This is a genomic window from Bradyrhizobium sp. HKCCYLRH2060 (genome assembly GCF_051168135.1).
Classification (GTDB): domain Bacteria; phylum Pseudomonadota; class Alphaproteobacteria; order Rhizobiales; family Xanthobacteraceae; genus Bradyrhizobium.
In genome coordinates this window covers 641,584-657,327 of record NZ_JBNPUK010000002.1, presented here as the reverse complement: position 1 = coordinate 657,327, position 15,744 = coordinate 641,584, and the positions used below count along the sequence as shown (strand labels likewise).

General features: G+C 65.4%; 17 protein-coding genes. 8 read left to right on the top strand and 9 right to left on the bottom strand.

Annotated elements, in window-relative coordinates; all coding sequences use genetic code 11:
- The first annotated feature begins 111 nt into the window (after positions 1-111).
- The 4 genes from ACQR10_RS06890 (at position 112) to ACQR10_RS06875 (ending at position 3,647) form a co-directional block, all read left to right on the top strand.
- A complete protein-coding gene (locus tag ACQR10_RS06890) occupies positions 112-1,656 on the top strand; it encodes a leucyl aminopeptidase (protein WP_316215645.1) in 1,545 nt (514 codons plus the stop codon).
- 9 nt (positions 1,657-1,665) lie between these two features.
- A complete protein-coding gene (locus ACQR10_RS06885; protein WP_434848351.1) occupies positions 1,666-2,118 on the top strand; it encodes a DNA polymerase III subunit chi in 453 nt (150 codons plus the stop codon).
- Positions 2,119-2,322: 204 nt separating this feature from the next.
- A complete protein-coding gene (locus tag ACQR10_RS06880) occupies positions 2,323-2,817 on the top strand; it encodes a hypothetical protein (protein WP_315800445.1) in 495 nt (164 codons plus the stop codon).
- Positions 2,818-2,831: 14 nt separating this feature from the next.
- Entirely contained in the window at positions 2,832-3,647 is an 816-nt protein-coding gene (locus ACQR10_RS06875; protein WP_316215647.1) for a phytanoyl-CoA dioxygenase family protein, read from the top strand.
- Here the strand turns inward: ACQR10_RS06875 and ACQR10_RS06870 are convergent, their stop codons facing one another.
- The gene (locus ACQR10_RS06870; RefSeq protein WP_315800285.1) at positions 3,648-3,881 is read right to left on the bottom strand and encodes an acetyl-CoA carboxylase biotin carboxyl carrier protein subunit; all 234 of its coding nucleotides are present in this window, start codon (positions 3,879-3,881) and stop codon (positions 3,648-3,650) included. It lies immediately after the preceding gene.
- 156 nt (positions 3,882-4,037) lie between these two features.
- Between ACQR10_RS06870 and ACQR10_RS06865 the strand changes: the two genes are divergently transcribed.
- Complete coding sequence (locus tag ACQR10_RS06865) at positions 4,038-4,436, top strand: avidin/streptavidin family protein (protein ID WP_315800284.1); 399 nt, start codon at positions 4,038-4,040, stop codon at positions 4,434-4,436.
- Between the two features lie 120 nt (positions 4,437-4,556).
- Here ACQR10_RS06865 and ACQR10_RS06860 read toward each other — a convergent pair whose 3' ends face one another.
- The 3 genes from ACQR10_RS06860 to ACQR10_RS06850 form a co-directional block, all read right to left on the bottom strand.
- Positions 4,557-6,428: an ABC-F family ATP-binding cassette domain-containing protein gene (locus ACQR10_RS06860; protein WP_316215648.1), complete on the bottom strand. Its 1,872-nt coding sequence runs from the start codon at positions 6,426-6,428 to the stop codon at positions 4,557-4,559.
- A gap of 50 nt (positions 6,429-6,478) precedes the next feature.
- Positions 6,479-6,670 (bottom strand): hypothetical protein, encoded by a 192-nt coding sequence (locus tag ACQR10_RS06855; protein ID WP_315800282.1) that lies wholly within the window; start codon positions 6,668-6,670, stop codon positions 6,479-6,481.
- Positions 6,671-6,859: 189 nt separating this feature from the next.
- Complete coding sequence (locus ACQR10_RS06850) at positions 6,860-7,129, bottom strand: sulfur globule protein precursor (protein ID WP_315800444.1); 270 nt, start codon at positions 7,127-7,129, stop codon at positions 6,860-6,862.
- A gap of 286 nt (positions 7,130-7,415) precedes the next feature.
- Here ACQR10_RS06850 and ndk point away from each other — a divergent pair, with 286 nt between their 5' ends.
- Together ndk and ACQR10_RS06840 are read left to right on the top strand one after the other, a co-directional pair.
- Entirely contained in the window at positions 7,416-7,838 is a 423-nt protein-coding gene (gene ndk / locus ACQR10_RS06845; RefSeq protein ID WP_315712380.1) for a nucleoside-diphosphate kinase, read from the top strand.
- A 79-nt stretch (positions 7,839-7,917) separates the two neighbouring features.
- On the top strand, positions 7,918-8,775 hold the full coding sequence (locus ACQR10_RS06840; protein ID WP_315800281.1) for a TerC family protein: 858 nt from the start codon (positions 7,918-7,920) through the stop codon (positions 8,773-8,775).
- Between the two features lie 37 nt (positions 8,776-8,812).
- Here ACQR10_RS06840 and ACQR10_RS06835 read toward each other — a convergent pair whose 3' ends face one another.
- Complete coding sequence (locus ACQR10_RS06835; protein ID WP_316215649.1) at positions 8,813-9,898, bottom strand: substrate-binding domain-containing protein; 1,086 nt, start codon at positions 9,896-9,898, stop codon at positions 8,813-8,815.
- 113 nt (positions 9,899-10,011) lie between these two features.
- Here ACQR10_RS06835 and ACQR10_RS06830 point away from each other — a divergent pair, with 113 nt between their 5' ends.
- Positions 10,012-11,499 (top strand): aldehyde dehydrogenase family protein, encoded by a 1,488-nt coding sequence (locus tag ACQR10_RS06830; RefSeq protein WP_316215650.1) that lies wholly within the window; start codon positions 10,012-10,014, stop codon positions 11,497-11,499.
- 65 nt (positions 11,500-11,564) lie between these two features.
- Here ACQR10_RS06830 and ACQR10_RS06825 read toward each other — a convergent pair whose 3' ends face one another.
- The 4 genes from ACQR10_RS06825 to ACQR10_RS06810 form a co-directional block, all read right to left on the bottom strand.
- Positions 11,565-12,395, bottom strand: a complete 831-nt coding sequence (locus ACQR10_RS06825) for a molybdenum storage protein subunit alpha (protein WP_316215651.1) — start codon at positions 12,393-12,395, stop codon at positions 11,565-11,567.
- A gap of 13 nt (positions 12,396-12,408) precedes the next feature.
- Positions 12,409-13,221 carry a uridine kinase gene (locus ACQR10_RS06820; RefSeq protein WP_316180895.1) on the bottom strand — a complete coding sequence of 271 codons (813 nt, stop codon included), beginning with the start codon at positions 13,219-13,221 and terminating at the stop codon, positions 12,409-12,411.
- 406 nt (positions 13,222-13,627) lie between these two features.
- Positions 13,628-14,191, bottom strand: coding sequence for a DUF2478 domain-containing protein (locus ACQR10_RS06815; RefSeq protein ID WP_316215652.1), 564 nt, complete (start codon positions 14,189-14,191; stop codon positions 13,628-13,630).
- Between the two features lie 78 nt (positions 14,192-14,269).
- Positions 14,270-15,682, bottom strand: a complete 1,413-nt coding sequence (locus ACQR10_RS06810) for an aldehyde dehydrogenase family protein (RefSeq protein ID WP_316215653.1) — start codon at positions 15,680-15,682, stop codon at positions 14,270-14,272.
- Positions 15,683-15,744 lie beyond the last annotated feature (62 nt).

Below are 15,744 nucleotides of genomic sequence, written 5' to 3'. Positions count from 1 at the left end.
AGGCCATACTGCTGCCAAGTTGGGTTCCGAACTGCCGCCATCCTGGTCTGGCCCTTGAGGTTTTCGGTCGGACGTGGCTGCTCATCACGTCGAAATTTGGAGGATTGCTTGATGTCCGACGCCGTCAAGGTCGGCTTCGTCCCGCTGTCGACCGCCCCGCGCGGCATCGTGGTGGCGTTCTGCGATGACACCCTGCGACTTGGAGTCGCGACCGAGAAGGCGCTTGGGGGAGCCTCGGACCTGATCAAGCGCGCGGCCGGGGCAGCCCGGTTCAAGGGCAAGGATGGTGCGGTGTTGGATCTGCTGGCTCCTGAGGGAATCAAGATTCAGCGCTTGATCGTCATCGGCATCGGCAAGGGCTCGGACCTCAAGGACAAGGATTTCCTCAAATACGGCGGGACTTTAGCCGGAAAGCTGAACGCCGGAACTGAAGCGGTGACGGTGCTCGCCGAGCTGCCTTCGGGACCGCTGTTGCCGGATCAGGTCAGCTCGCTGGCCGCCGGCATTCGGCTGCGGGCCTATCGGTTCGACCGTTACAAGACCAAGAAGAAGGACGAGGAAGGCGCCGTCAGCGCCAATGTCTCGATCGCCGTGCCGGACGTCGCGGCGGCCAAGAAGGCTTTCGCGCCGCGGTCCCACGTCACCGACGGGGTGATCCTGGCGCGCGATCTCGTCAACGAGCCGCCGAACGTCCTTTATCCTGAGGAGTTCGCCAAGCGCGCTGCCGCCTTGCGCAAGCTCGGCGTCACCGTCGAGATCCTCGACGTGCCTGCGATGAAGAAGCTCGGCATGGGCGCGCTGCTCGGCGTCGGCCAGGGCTCGGCACGGCCGAGCCGCACCGTCGTGATGCACTACAATGGCGGCAAGCGCGGCGAGCAGCCGGTCGCGTTCATCGGCAAAGGCGTGTGCTTCGACACCGGCGGCATCTCGATCAAGCCGGCCGGCTCGATGGAGGACATGAAGGGCGACATGGGCGGCGCGGCCTGCGTGGTCGGCCTGATGCATGCACTCGCCGCCCGCAAGGCCAAGGCCAACGTGATCGGCGCGATCGGCCTCGTCGAGAACATGCCGGACGGCAACGCCCAGCGTCCGGGCGACATCGTGACCTCGATGTCGGGTCAGACCATCGAGATCATCAACACCGATGCGGAGGGCCGCCTCGTGCTCGCGGACGTGCTCTGGTACGTCGCGACCAAGTTCAAGCCGAAATTCATGATCGACCTGGCGACCCTGACCGGCGCGATCATGGTCGCGCTGGGCACCGAGCATGCCGGTCTCTTCACCAACAATGATGATCTCGCCGACAAGCTGCTCAATGCGGGGCAGGAGACGGGTGAGAAGGTGTGGCGGATGCCGCTCGGCCACGAATACGACAAGCTGATCGATTCGCAGTTCGCCGACATGAAGAATACCGGCGGACGCCATGGCGGCTCGATCACCGCCGCGCAATTCCTGCAGCGCTTCGTCAACGACACGCCGTGGGCGCATCTCGATATCGCCGGCACCGCGATGGGCGCGCCGAAATCGGAGATCAACCAGAGCTGGGGATCGGGCTACGGCGTCCGGCTGCTCGATCGGCTGGTGTGGGATTCCTACGAATCCAAATCCGACTCCAAGGCTGAAAAGGCTGAAGCCAAATCCGGCGCCAAGGCGTGACGTCGGGCGATGACTGAAGTCCTGTTCTACCATCTGCAGAACATGACCCTGGAAGGCGTGCTGCCGCCGCTGCTCGAGAAGTCGCTCGAGCGCGGTTGGCGCGTCGTGGTGCAGTCGACGTCCGAAGAGCGTGCGGATGCGCTCGATGCGCATCTGTGGACCTATCGCGACGATTCGTTTCTGCCGCACGCCACCTGGCGGGTGGCCGATGTGGCCGACCAGCCGATCGTGCTCGCGGTGGAAGAAGGCAATCCCAACCGCGCGAACGTCCGGTTCCTGGTGGATAACGCGCCGCTGCCAGCGGACTCGCACAGCTACGAGCGCATGGTGCTCGTGTTCAACGGCGATGATGCGGACGCGCTCGCGGCTGCGAGATCGGCGTGGACCGATTGCAAATCGCGGGGATTCGAGGTCACCTACTGGCAGGCGGATGAACGGGGGCGCTGGCAGCGCCGACAATGATACGGAAGCCCGTGAAGCGCCGATGATGGCAGCGCCGCGTGATTAATGATAATCTGCCGATTTGCCGGCAGAGCGTTGGCAAAGCCACGAACGTGCCGCAAAGTGATGTTGGGACAACACGTTAGAGTGTCCACAGGTTGCAATTCAGCAAGGTTCATCGTGCGAGACCACACCAAACAGCTGACGCGCGCTCTGGCGTTCCTTGTGCTTGCCCCGGTCGTCGCCGGATGCTCGAGCACGCCCGATTTCCTGTCCAAGGACGCCGAGTGGTTCAACCGGCCGCAGCGCCTGTTCATCAAAAACATCTCGATCGATGCGCCGCCGCTGACGCCGGACAAGCCGGTCTCCGCTGAGGATCTTGTGAGCGCCGAAGGCGCATGCCCGGGCATGGCGCCTGCGGCCGGTGCTGCGGGCGCGAACGCGCTGGCGAATGATCCCGCCACGGCCGCGCCGGCTGTCGGCGGCACCGTTGCGCTCGGTCATACCGAATGCGACGTGGTGCGCGGCATCGGTGCACCCGACAACGTCAACATCTCGAGCAATGGCGGCGAGCGCGTGGCCACCGTGACCTGGCTGCGCGGCGCACGCGCCGGCGTCTACACGTTCAGCTCGGGCCGCCTGACCTCGGTCGAGCGGGCGCCCGATCCGGGACCGGCGCCGAAGGTGGCGAAGCCCAAGGCGAAGAAGCGGGCGACCTGACGGAGGAGGCGGCCATGCAAATCACCGGCCTCCGTCGCGATTTGGAGGAGGCCGGGTATGCGGTGCGCCGTGGTTTTCTTCCTCGCGAGTTGCTGGAGGCCGGCGATCGAATCAAGTCGCGAGCCGGTCGTGAGTCGATCGCGGAGCCTCATCTCGGATCCGTTGTCTCAGTCGGCTCGTCGGCCGATTTCGCGCCGATCATTCTGTTCGATGCACAGTATGAACTGTTGGAGCGCGCCGGATACCGGGATGCACGCTTTTTTGCCGGCTTCCTGATCTCCAAGCCGGCCGGATGTCCGAGGCTGCACTGGCACCAGGATTGGTGGGGCTGGTCGAGCGCTGCGAGCTACGCCGCCACGCCTCCAATTCTCTACTTCATGTACTACTTGACCGACACGAGCGCCGCGAACGGATGCTTGCGCGTGCTTCCCGGCAGCCATCGGCGCAAGAACGATCTCCATGCCTTGATCAAGGACCGGCCGACCCATCCCGATCGGATTCTGCCTGTCGACGACGTGCTGGTTTCCACACGACGCGACGAAGTCGATGTGACCGTTCGGAGGGGGGATCTGATCGTTCGCGACGGCAGGCTTCTGCATGCATCCCATGCCAACAATTCGAGCGAAGACCGCGCCTTGATCGTGTTGTCCTTCGTGCCCTTCTGGTCCGACCTGCCGGAGGAGCTGCAATGCGCCTTCGACAGGAAACGACCCAAGATCGAAAAATCCTGGCCGCCCGTAGAGGCCGAGCGCGTGCTGGCTCGAGCGACGGTCTACAACGGCGCGTCCTCGCCGATCCGTCTGCAGCGAACCCCGGACTTGAGCGACTGATCAGGCCGCTGCGTCCTCCGCATCCAACTCCATGACGACATCGGTCGCGCTCAACGTCTCGCCCGCACCGCGCCGGACCTGACTGATTGTCCCGGAATAGGGAGCTTTCACCGACAGCTGTGATTTGGCCGCCTCGATGACGTAGAGGACCTCACCGGTCTGCACCTTCTGACCCGCCTTGACGCAGACGTCGTAGAGCAGGCCGTCAAGTCGAGCGTAGAGCTGCTTGTTCATGTTTCGTCCTCCTGAAATCGCTTCAATCGAACCTCAACATCAACGTTGTCTACCGAAAGTAGAGCAATTTTGAACCTGCCACAATGGCGCTTTCCAGCTTATGGATGTATGTAGTCATGATTGCTACCTCCAGCTCCGGGCATAGCGAGGCGCGCCATGAAGTGGTTCTTCAGCAAGTATCTTTTTGCAGCGATGATTGTCGTAGTTTCGTCGATTGCTGCGCGGGCCGACGTTCTGCCGGCGCCGTCGAGATGGACAAATCAACGAGGCTCGGTGCTCGAGATCTGGTCAGTCACCGATGGACAGGTGCGAGGACAATTCACCAACAACGCGCCAGGATTTGCGTGCCAGGGCATTCCCTATCCGGTATCCGGCAGATCGGCCGGCAGCGCCGTCATGCTGGTCGTGACGTTTGCTCAGTGCAATTCGATCACGCGGTGGAGAGGCCAGGTCGGCGGCAATCTACTCCGGACGAATTGGAATCTCTTCTACATTCAGCCCAACGGCGATCTCGGCAACCTGCCGGGTGCGGACCTGTTTCAGCGGACCAACTGATCCGGCCGCTCGCGCCGACCACGCATTCATCCGCGCGAGCCGCTGAGCGCGAGGGCATTCCGCGAAAGCCGAGTTGTCTGCGACTTTCCGCCGAATGCCCGATCCGAGGCTCGGGGCGCTTCAGCTCCCCGCCTCGTCATACAGCGTGCTGGCCTCCAGCCATTGCTCCTCGGCGCGCGCCAGCGCGTCGGCGGCATTGGCGCGCGCCTTCGACAGTTGCGCCGCCTGCTTCGGGTCGCGCGTGAAGATGTCGGGCAGCGACAGCGCGCCGTCGATCTTGGCGATGATCTCGGTGATCCGCGCGATCTCGGCCTCGGCCGCGGTGATCCTCTGCTTCAGCCCGCTCCGCCGGTTGTCGCTGCGGGGCCGCTCGGTCTTCTCGGCGGTCCCCTGCGGACGTTCGGTGTCTCGCGTGCCGGCACCGCTGCGCGACGACAGCACCATGCGCCTGTAGTCATCGAGGTCGCCATCATAGGTCTTCACGGTGCGGTCGGCGACGACCCAGAGACGGTCGGCGCAGGCCTCGATCAGATAGCGGTCGTGCGACACCATGATCACGGCGCCGGGAAAGTCGTTGATGGCCTCGGCGAGCGCGGCGCGGCTGTCGATGTCGAGATGGTTGGTCGGCTCGTCCAGGATGATCATGTTCGGGCCGAAGAAGGTCGCGAGCCCGAGCAGCAGCCGCGCCTTCTCGCCGCCCGACAGGCTCTTCACCAGCGTGTCCGCCGCCTTGCCGGAAAACCCGATCGCGCCGGCGCGCGCGCGCACTTTCGATTCCGGCGCATCGCCCATCAGCTTGCGCACGTGACTATACGGCGATCCGGTCTCGTCCAGCTCATCGAGCTGGTGCTGGGCGAAATAGGCGATCGACAGCTTGTCGGCGCGCGTGACCTTGCCGGAGAATGGCGCGAGCCGGCCGGCGAGCAGCTTCACCAGCGTGGACTTGCCGTTGCCGTTGGCGCCGAGCAATGCGACGCGGTCGTCATTGTCGATGCGTAGGGTGACGCGGTTGAGCACGGGTTGCGCGGGGTCGTAACCGACGGAAGCGTTGTCGACCGCGATGATCGGCGGCGACAGCAGTCGCTCCGGTGCGGGGAACGTGATCTCGTGCACGTCCTGGGTGACGAGCGCGGCGATCGGCTTCATCCGCTCCAGCATCTTGACGCGGGACTGCGCCTGGCGCGCCTTCGAGGCCTTGGCCTTGAAGCGCTCGACAAAGGCCTGCAGCCGCGCACGCTCCGCTTCCTGGCGCTTGACCGCCTTGGCATCGAGCATCTCGCGCGTGGCGCGCTGTTCTTCGTAGGAGGAGTAGCTGCCGCGATACAGCGTCAGCTTGCAACGGTCGAGATGCAGGATCTGGTCGACGGAGGTCTCCAGGAGATCGCGGTCATGGCTGATCACGATCACCGTGCGCGGATAGTGTGCCAGGTGATCCTCGAGCCACAGCGTGCCCTCGAGGTCGAGATAGTTGGTCGGCTCGTCCAGCAGGAGCAGGTCTGGCGCGGCGAACAGCGTGGCCGCCAGCGCAACCCGCATGCGCCAGCCGCCGGAGAATTCGGCGCAGGCCCGCGCCTGGTCCGTGGCGGAAAATCCGAGGCCGCTGAGAATCGCGGCCGCGCGCGCTGGCGCCGAATGCGCGTCGATGTCGACGAGGCGGGTCTGGATCTCGGCGATACGGTCGGCGTCATGGGCCGTCTCGGCCTCGTGCAGCAGCGCGTGCCGCTCGAGGTCGGCCCGGAGAACCACCTCGATCAGGCTTTCGGGCCCGCTCGGGGCTTCCTGGGCCAGGCTGCCGATGCGCCACCGCGGTGGCACGCTGATGCTGCCGGTCTCCAGCGACAGTTCGCCGCGGATCGCCTTGAACAGGGTCGACTTGCCGGTGCCGTTGCGGCCGACCAGTCCGACGCGGGCGCCGGGCGGAATCTGCACCGAGCTCTGGTCGATGAGAAGCCGTCCGGCGAGGCGGATGGAGATGTCGGTGATGGAAAGCATGCGCGCCTTGTCACCGCGCGCGCGGCCAAAGGCAACCGCTTTGTCGCGTCTCAGCGGCCGGATCGGCTCGTCCCGGCCTCGTCGCGCTTGCGCAATTCGTTCATCAGCTCCGCGAGGGGAGCTGGCAGGTGAGAGCCGTCCGGCGGCAGGCTGCGTTGCAGGCGCTCGCCGACGGCCTCGCAGATCGACCGGCTGGTCTTGCGATCGAGCGCGTCGCTGAAATCGGCGGTGCGGCCAGACATGACGGTATTCCACGGGCAGTTGCAGGACGATGCTGTAACAAGTCGTGGCCGCTCGATTTGTTTCCGGCTCCCGACCGGAATACCCCGAAATGAGGTTGAAAGTGCACAAAAAAAGCCCCGGCGTGGGGGAGACGCCGGGGCAATGCGAGTTCGGTGCGGCGGGGGGCGGGTGCCGCGCCGAGGCTCGTATCAATAGCAGCGGTTGATCAACCGCCAGCGCGGTCCCCACGGGGTCGGAACCACGCGGCGCACGTAGCAGCCGCCATAGCCGTAGCTGTAGACCGGGCCGCCGACGAAGAAGCGCGGGCCGTAGAACGGACGGTGCCATCCGCCATAGCCGCCGTGCCAACCGCCCCCATGCCAGCCGCCGTGCCAATGAGCCGAGGCGGCGGTCGGGGCGAGGGCGGCTGCGCCGAGGGCAATTGCGGCCGCCGCGATGAGGGAGAGTTTGCGCAACATGATCGTCTCCTGGATGACAGCGCTGGTGGCGCCGAAATTGTCCGACGGATGAGGCTGGGAGAGGGCGGCCACCGGTCGTGCTGCTGGCTCGTCCCCGCCCGATAGCCACGACCTTAAGGCCCCTGAGCTGAACACGGGTGGCACGGACCCTTCAGACTATGTTCAGAATCGTGAAATTGTCGTAAGGCGTCCCGCCTCCGGCAGGGTCCCGGTCGCTTGCCGTCGGCCGATCGCGTCGATATAAGCCCGCAACTCACCCAAATCCCGCACCTCCAAGGACGACATCATGGCGATTGAGCGCACCTTTTCGATCATCAAGCCCGACGCGACCGAGCGTAATCTCACCGGCGCGATCAACGCGCTGATCGAGAAGGCCGGCCTGCGCATCGTGGCCCAGAAGCGCATCCGCATGACGCGCGATCAGGCCGAGACCTTCTATGCCGTGCACAAGGCGCGGCCGTTCTTCGGCGAACTGGTCGATTTCATGATCTCCGGGCCGGTCGTGGTCCAGGTGCTCGAGGGCGAGGGCGCCATCCTGAAGTACCGCGACGTGATGGGCGCCACCGATCCGTCGAAGGCGGCCGACGGCACCATCCGCAAGCTGCATGCGAAGTCGATCGGCGAGAACTCGGTGCACGGTTCCGACGCGGCGGAAACGGCTGCGATCGAGATCGCGCAGTTCTTCTCCGGCAACGAGATCGTCGGTTGATCGATCCTCGTGCGGCGGAGGGCGCCCTCCGCCGCACGACCGTCGTGTTCTACGCTGAACTTGTCTGAAAGGCCCGGCCGTGAACTGGCTATCGCAACTCGCCGATTCCGCCAGCTTCGGCCACATGCTCGCTCAATTCGAGGCCGACCTGCAGAGCCCGGGCTTCTGGCTCGCGCTCGGCAAGATCGTCTGGATCAACGTGCTGTTGTCGGGCGACAATGCGCTGGTCATCGCGCTCGCCTGCCGCGGCCTGCACGGCAAGCATCGCTTCTGGGGCATGGTCGCCGGCTCCGGCATTGCCGTCGCGCTGCGCATCGCCTTTACCGGCATCGTCGCCACCCTGATGGCGTTGCCGTACCTGAAGCTGGTCGGTGGGCTGGCGCTGCTCGTGATCGCTGCCAAGCTGCTGGTGCCCGAAGACGAGAACGACGAGATCGCCGCCGGCACGACGCTGTGGCATGCGGTCCGCATCGTCGCGCTCGCCGACCTCGTGATGAGCCTCGACAACGTGATCGCGGTGGCTGCGGCCGCGAACGGCCAGGCGTCGCTGCTGATCATCGGCCTCGCCATGAGCATCCCGCTGATCATCGCGGGTGCCGCGCTGATCATGCTGGTGCTCGATCGCTTCCCGCTGCTGGTCTGGCTCGGCGCGATGCTGCTCGGCTGGGTGGCCGGCGAGGTGATCGCGACCGATCCCGCGATCGAGCCGATGCTGCACCATCTGCTCGACGGCACCGTCGTCATCAACATCGAGGCGACCTCGGCGCTGCTCGCCGGCAAGACCACTCTCGCGAGCCATGTCGATGTCATGGAGACGCTGATGTCGCTGATCGGCGCCGGCGTGGTGCTGCTCGCCGGCTCGATCTGGCGTGGCCGCGCGCTGCAGCGTCAGGGCCAGCTGGAGCCGGTGCCGGCGCGGGGCGTCGATCTGCCGTAGCGGTCGTCTGCGCCAGCGGATCCGACCGCACGCGCCGTCAGGCTTCGGCGTCCAGCCGATCGAGGAACTCGCGCACGGTGTGAACCGAGCCCGTGTCGGCCGGCTGATAGCCGGGCAGGGCGGCGATGGCGCAATGGAAGTCGTTGCCCTTCATCACATCGAGGATGCGCCGCATCGGATCGCTCTCGAGAAACGACTGATGGCAGGCGAAGAAGTAGTCCTCGGTCAGGATACGGATGAAGTCCAGCCCGAACTGCCGCGCAGCCGCCTCGACGCCGAAGCAGGCGTCGGCCATGTCGCTCGCGACATAGGCCGCGACGGCAGCGTGGGTGAACTCGATCTGCTGCGCGCCATTGATGCGCGCCTCGTCCAATCTGTGCGAAGCGAGCAATTGATCGAACAGCAGGCGGGTGCCTGAATCATGATCGCGGTTGACGAAGCGAATCTTGCCATCCGCGATGTCCGCCAATGATCGGATCGACAGCGGATTGCCGCGCTTGACCATCAATCCCATCTCGCGGGTCACGAAGCTGATGACGCAGTCCTGCCGGGGATCGAGCCAATCCCGGCAAGCCTGGATGCTCTGTGCACGCAGTTCGCCGCGCGGCAGATGCAGACCGGACAGGTCGCAGGCGCCTTGCGCGAGCGACACCAGCGAATGCTGGCTGCTGACATAGCGCAGATCGACGCCGACGCCCGGCTCGCGATCGAGCAGCTCGCGCAACTTGGCGACGGCGAAGCCGTGGCTTGCATGCACGCGGATTACGGTGGGATGCGGCTGCAGGAACGGCTTGATCTCGGTCACCAGCTCCTGCGCCAGATTGTCGAGCTGCGGGCCGAGACGGGCCTGCATGCGCTCGCCGGCCCAGACCAGCTTGTCGCCGAACGCCGTGAGCTTCGATCCTTTGCCGCGCTGGGTCTCCACCAGCGGCACGCCGAAGAATGCGGACCATTGCTCGATCAGATTCCAGACATGACGATAGGAGAGGTGCGCGTCATGGGCCGCGCTGGTGATCTTGCCGGTTTTCCTGATTTCGCTGAGCACGCTGAGCATCACGACGATGCTCTGCGGTCCGTCATCCCAGTGGAAGCGCCAGACGGGTTCGATCGCGATGCGCAGCATCGGGCCTGCTTGTGAAGTCGGCTTCATATGACGGCCCGCCATAGGCAACAGATATCATATTTACGAACACATATTTGCTCCTACGCTGGCATACAAGAAGCGGAGGAAATATGATGTCCATTGCATATGACTACGAACGCGGCTCCAGCGCGTCGCGCTATCTGGCGAAGCCGCTGCAGCTCCTGGTCGACGGCCGGCACGTTCCCTCCGTCTCGGGGCGCTCGTTCGTGTCGTTCAATCCTGCCACCGAGCAGCCGATCGCGACGATCGCCGAGGGCAACGCCGAGGATGTCGACCGTGCCGTCGCAGCGGCGCGGCGTGCTTTCGAAGGGCCGTGGCGCACGATGCGCGCAGCGGAGCGTGGCGCGATCCTGCTGAGATGGGCGCAGCTGCTGCGTGATCATGCCGACGAGATCGTCGAGCTCGAAAGCCTCGATGCCGGCAAGCCGGTTGCGGCCGTGCTGCGCCAGGATCTGCCCGCAGCGATCGATACACTCACATATTACGCCGGCTGGGCCGACAAGATCAGCGGTGAGGTCGTGTCCACGCGCGACGATGCCCTGACCTACACGGTGCGCGAGCCCGTCGGCGTCGTCGCTGCGATCGTGCCGTGGAACTTCCCGCTGATGATCGGGATGTGGAAGCTCGCGCCGGCGCTGGCCTGCGGCTGCACCGTCGTGATGAAGCCCGCCGAGCTGACCTCGCTGTCGGCGCTGCGGATCGGCGATCTCGCGCTCGAAGCCGGTCTGCCGCCCGGCGTTCTCAACATCGTGACCGGTCCCGGGCGCACGGTCGGCGAGGCGCTGGTCAATCATCCCGATGTCGACAAGGTTACGTTCACCGGCTCGCCTGGCGTCGGCCGCGGCATCATGAAGGGCGCGGCCGGCAACTTCAAACGGGTGTCGCTTGAGCTCGGCGGCAAGTCTGCCAACGTCATCTTCGATGATGCGAACATCGAGGCGGCCGCGAAGGCCGCGGCCAGCGGCATCTTCTTCAACACGGGGCAGGTGTGCTCGGCCGGCTCGCGCGTGCTGGTGCAGGAGCGTGTCTATGACGAGGTTGTCGAGCGCCTGACCGAGCGGGCGAGGGGCTTACGGATCGGCGATCCGCTCGATCGTGCCACCTCGCTCGGACCCGTCATCTCCGAGCGGCAGATGAAGACGATCCTCGATTATGTCGAGATCGGCCGCAACGAGGGCGCTTCGCTGGTGACCGGCGGGGCGCGTGCCGCACCGCGTGGCTACTTCGTCAGCCCCGCCGTATTCGCCGGCGTCACGCACGAGATGCGGATCTCCCAGGAGGAGATTTTCGGACCGGTCGTCAGCGTGATCAAGTTCAGGGACGAGGCCGACGCGCTACGCATGGCCAACGGCACCGCCTACAGCCTGGCCGCCGGCGTCTGGAGCCGCGACATCGGCCGCGTCCAGCGCCTCGCCAAGCGGCTGCGCGCGGGCACGGTGTGGATCAACACCTATGGCTACACCGATGTGCGGTTGCCGTGGGGTGGCGATCGCGACTCGGGACTGGGCCGCGAGCATGGCACGGCCGCTCTGGACAATTTCACAGAGCCGAAGGCCGTCTGGATGAATCTTGCGGTGTGAGCCAGGCGTCGGTTGACGCGGACGGCCGCCATTCGCATCGGCGGCCGTCTGCGCGATCCAACGGATCAGTCGGCCTTGGCGCCGGTCGTGATGATCGAGCCGACATGGTGGCCACGCAGCGCCGCCGTCAGCCGTCCCGGCACCAGGCCGTTGACGACCTGGACCTGCGAGATGTGGCGTGCGTTGGCCATCACCTCGAGCAGTGTGCGGTCGAACGGCAGCGTGCCGTCCTGCTTGGCCAACGCATCGAAGCTGGTCTGACCCAGCAGTTTTGCTTTTGCCGCGTCCGGTCCGTTCGGGTCGACCGTGTAGACGCCATCGACGTCCTCGACGATCGTCAGTCCCGCGGCGCCGAGCGCATCGGCGATCAGGAAGGCGCCGGTGTCGGCCCGATGCGTCGGAATGCGCGAGGTCGGGAATTCGTGGTGGTGATAGGGCGGGAAGGCACTGCCGACCACTGCGCGTGCCGCGGTGAGATGAATCGCGAGTTGGTTGGCGATCGTCGGATGCTCGATGTAGGACACGCCTTCGCAGGCCAGCAGCGCCGCCAGGATGTGGCCGTTCTGGCCGGCCTCGCTGGCGGCGAGCGGTGCGAGCGAGCCGACCGGCAGGCCGAGATCGAGGCCGACGCCGTAGAGATGTCGGGCGCGGATACCTGCGCCGGTGAGGATCAGCAGCCGGTGCTCCGGCAGCAGCTTCCTGATCTCCTCGACCAGCGGCAGGATTGCCTCGGCGCCGCGGTCCATGATCGCGCGGCCGCCGATCTTGACGACCTGCAGCCAGGGCAGCAGCGCGATCGGGCGTTTGCCGGCGACAGGACGGGTGAGCTTGTCGTCGAGCAGCGTCTGGCGCGCGAGCGGCGAGGCGACGTGCTTGATGGTGTTGGTGTCAGCCATGGCGGTGGGGCCCTCAGCTCGCGGTGATGATGGTGCCGACATGCTCGCCGGCGAGCGCACGGGTCAGATTGCCGGGCACGAGTCCGTTGACGATCTGGACCTCGCGGACGTGTCGCGAGGCTTCGAGCAGGTCGAGCATCGGGAACTCCAGGATGGAGTCCGCCAGACCCTTGGCCTTCATCTCGGGCACCGAGATCTTGGGAATGAAGGTGGCATTCTTTTCGGTCTTCGGATTGGCGGTGTAGAGGCCGTTCTCGTCCTTCACGTAGATCATCGCCTTGCAGCCGAACTGCTCGGCGACCAGGAAGCAGCCGGCGTCGGTGCGGTAGGGCGGGATGACACCATCGGCCGAAGGGCGCATCCACAGGCCGTAGGGCGGCATGCCGCTGAAGACGACCGCGTTGACCTCGGCGAGATAGAGCGGCACGGCGGAAAGACCCGCGCCTTCCACCGCCGAGATGCCGTGCTTGGCGAGCAACTGGCCCAGCATTGCCGCGTTCTGGTCGGCAACGGAGGCGCCGAGCTGCGACAGCACGCCGGCCGGCAGATTCAGTCCGGCGGCGATCGAATAGAGGTGGCGCGCGCGGGTGCCGGCACCGGTCCCGATCAGCATCTTGTGCGCCTTGCGGGCGGCGACGATCTCCTCGACCAGCGGATAGACGGCGGCACGGCCGCGATCGATCATGCTCTGGCCGCCGATCTTGATCACGGTGGCGTCGGGAAGGATGCGGAAGTCAGCCGCCGTTTCCGCCGCCGCAATCAACTGGGCGTCGGTGAGCGAGCGCTGCATCAGAAGCTGCTCGAGCCCGGCCGTCGTGGTTGCCATTGAAAAACGTTCCTTTCCTCGTGGATGTCCGGCCGGCGTGCCGGATTGGCTGCGCCGTCCACCCGCTCCTGACCGTTTCCCTGAGATGTCCTGGCAGCCGACTCAATGGCCGGCTATCGATCGCATATTGCCCGTGGAATACACGACCGTTCGTGGCCCCGACAATCGTCTGCGGAGCAGGTTGGCCCACGCTGTCATGCGCGAATATCGATCGCGCCGATCCCGCGGGTCCATCCAGTCAGAGAAAATCCCTTGGTATTTCAATTAGCTATATCGAGAATCATATAGCTTCACCCGAGCGGTTTGCAGGGTTTCCGACAATGCACAAAGTTTCGGCATAATCGCGCCGACTGCGGCCTGGCCCGATTGATCGCAGCGCCAGGTTGCCGGTGAACGGCAGCCGCGATCATTTGAGAAGCTCGCAGATCGTGGGTCGATTCTTGTCGAATACGGCGCAGCGCCGCGACACGCTCCACCACCACTGGTCCAGCGCGCGACGCGTGCAGGGCAGCCTCACGCTCATGCCCTGCGCGAAATTGATCCACTCGGCGAACCTGAAGCAGGGGACGGCGATCAGGACAGGGACATCCGCGGCCAGTGCCTGCTCGATCAGATAGGTCAGGCCTCCGCCTTCGCTTTCCTGGCGGCTGAAGCGGTTGATGATGAGAAGATCGGCGCCCTCGCTCAGCGCCCCCGCCACTGCTGAGCCCGCCTGCAGCAATTGGCCGACGTCGAGGCGGCAGCCGCCGGCTTGGCGCCCAAGCCGCTGCAGCAGAGAAATCTCGACACCGCTGTGCACCAGCGTCGCCGCGATCTCGTGCGCGTCGAGAGAGCGCTGGACACGCTGCACCAGTCCGACGGCACGAACGCCGCGAGCCCGAAGACGGTCTGCGAACTCTCGTAACAGCTGATCCGGCTCGTCGCCCTGATCATACACCAGGGCAGCGAGGTCGCATTCGGCGTCGAACATCACGCGCTCCGGAGTGAAAATGACGGTGGACCCGTTTGCGGGAAGGCCGCGGACAACTGTCCGCGGCCTTCATGTGGCTCAGGCCGTGAGGCCCGGTCCGTTGATGATCTGCAGCTGGGTGAACTCGGCGAGGCCTTCCTCGGCGAACTCGGTGCCGATGCCCGATTGCTTGGCGCCGCCGAACGGGATGTGCGGCGCCATGTCCAGGTGCTTGTTGATCCACACCGTGCCGGCCTCGATCTGGGTGGCGATCTCATGCGCGCGTTTCGGATCGGACGACCAGACCGATGCGCCCAGGCCGTAGCTGGTGCCGTTGGCGCGGCGGATGACGTCGCTCGGGTCGGAGTATTTGATCACCGGCAGCACCGGTCCGAACTGCTCCTCGTCGACCAGCTTCGAGCCTTCCTTGATGTCGCGCACGATCGTCGGCTCGATGAAGTAGCCGGGACGATCCATTGCAGCACCTCCGGCGATGACCTTGCCGTTGTTGTGCGCGTCGTCGAGGAACGCCTTTACTTTCTCGTATTGCATCCTGTTCTGCAGCGGCCCGAGCTTGGTCCCCTGCTTGGAGCCGTCGTCGACCACGGTGTTCTTGGCGATCGCGACCAGCTCGCTGCAGATGTCATCATAGACGCTCTCGTGCACGTAGAGCCGCTTGATCGCTAGGCAGACCTGCCCGGAGTTCTGGAAGGCGCCCTCGAAGATACCGGGCGCGACGGTCTTCGGATCGACGTCGTCGAGCACGATGCCGGCGTCGTTGCCGCCGAGTTCGAGCGTGATCCGCTTCAAGGTCTGCGCGGCGCTGGCCATCACCTTCTGTCCCGTCGCGGTCGAGCCGGTGAACGAGATCTTGCGGATGTCCGGATGCCCGGTCATGCGGTCGCCGAGATCGTTGGCGTCGGTGATCACGTTGAGCACGCCGGCCGGCAGCACGTCCTTGACCAGCTCGGCGAATTTCAGGGTCGAGAGCGGCGTGGTCGGGGCCGGCTTGACCACCAGCGTGTTGCCGGCGAGCAGGGCAGGCGGCAGCTTGAAGCCCAGGATCAGCAGGGGATAGTTCCAGGGAATGATGGCGCCGACCACCCCGAGTGGACGGCGATAGGCTTCGACCTGGCGGTCGCCCGAACTCTCGATCACGCGCATCGGCAGCTCGAGCGTCGCGAGATAGCGGAAGAACGCGGCCATGCCGAGCACCTCGCCGCTGGCGTCGGTGAGCGGCTTGCCCTGTTCGCTGGTCAGGATCCGGGCCAACTCGCCCGAATTCGCCTCGATGATGTCGGCCATCTTGCCAATGAGCCGGCGACGCTCCTCCATCGCAGTCGCGGCCCAGGCGGGGAAGGCCGCCTTGGCGGCGGCGACCGCCTGGTCGAGCTGGGTTTCGGAGGCCCGCGGACACTGCGCGAGCACTTCCTCGGTCGCCGGATTGATCACCGGCATGGTCGCGGCGCCCGGCACCAGCGTGCCGCCGATCAAGAGATGATAGTCGCTCATCGGCATGACTCTCCCTGCAAGATGTGGCACTTCGGCCACGTTATATCTGAAGCTATATCACG

What these genes read in the sequence shown, in the direction of transcription:
- ndk (WP_315712380.1), top strand. Translation starts at nt 7,416, where the DNA reads ATGGCGATTGAGCGCACCTTTTCGATCATCAAGCCCGACGCGACCGAG.
- ACQR10_RS06835 (WP_316215649.1), bottom strand. Translation starts at nt 9,898, where the DNA reads ATGCTGCGCATCGCGATCGAACCCGTCTGGCGCTTCCACTGGGATGAC.
- ACQR10_RS06865 (WP_315800284.1), top strand. Translation starts at nt 4,038, where the DNA reads ATGAAGTGGTTCTTCAGCAAGTATCTTTTTGCAGCGATGATTGTCGTA.
- ACQR10_RS06820 (WP_316180895.1), bottom strand. Translation starts at nt 13,221, where the DNA reads ATGGCAACCACGACGGCCGGGCTCGAGCAGCTTCTGATGCAGCGCTCG.
- ACQR10_RS06830 (WP_316215650.1), top strand. Translation starts at nt 10,012, where the DNA reads ATGTCCATTGCATATGACTACGAACGCGGCTCCAGCGCGTCGCGCTAT.
- ACQR10_RS06885 (WP_434848351.1), top strand. Translation starts at nt 1,666, where the DNA reads ATGACTGAAGTCCTGTTCTACCATCTGCAGAACATGACCCTGGAAGGC.
- ACQR10_RS06890 (WP_316215645.1), top strand. Translation starts at nt 112, where the DNA reads ATGTCCGACGCCGTCAAGGTCGGCTTCGTCCCGCTGTCGACCGCCCCG.
- ACQR10_RS06825 (WP_316215651.1), bottom strand. Translation starts at nt 12,395, where the DNA reads ATGGCTGACACCAACACCATCAAGCACGTCGCCTCGCCGCTCGCGCGC.
- ACQR10_RS06855 (WP_315800282.1), bottom strand. Translation starts at nt 6,670, where the DNA reads ATGTCTGGCCGCACCGCCGATTTCAGCGACGCGCTCGATCGCAAGACC.
- ACQR10_RS06860 (WP_316215648.1), bottom strand. Translation starts at nt 6,428, where the DNA reads ATGCTTTCCATCACCGACATCTCCATCCGCCTCGCCGGACGGCTTCTC.
- ACQR10_RS06810 (WP_316215653.1), bottom strand. Translation starts at nt 15,682, where the DNA reads ATGAGCGACTATCATCTCTTGATCGGCGGCACGCTGGTGCCGGGCGCC.
- ACQR10_RS06875 (WP_316215647.1), top strand. Translation starts at nt 2,832, where the DNA reads ATGCAAATCACCGGCCTCCGTCGCGATTTGGAGGAGGCCGGGTATGCG.
- ACQR10_RS06850 (WP_315800444.1), bottom strand. Translation starts at nt 7,129, where the DNA reads ATGTTGCGCAAACTCTCCCTCATCGCGGCGGCCGCAATTGCCCTCGGC.
- ACQR10_RS06870 (WP_315800285.1), bottom strand. Translation starts at nt 3,881, where the DNA reads ATGAACAAGCAGCTCTACGCTCGACTTGACGGCCTGCTCTACGACGTC.
- ACQR10_RS06815 (WP_316215652.1), bottom strand. Translation starts at nt 14,191, where the DNA reads ATGTTCGACGCCGAATGCGACCTCGCTGCCCTGGTGTATGATCAGGGC.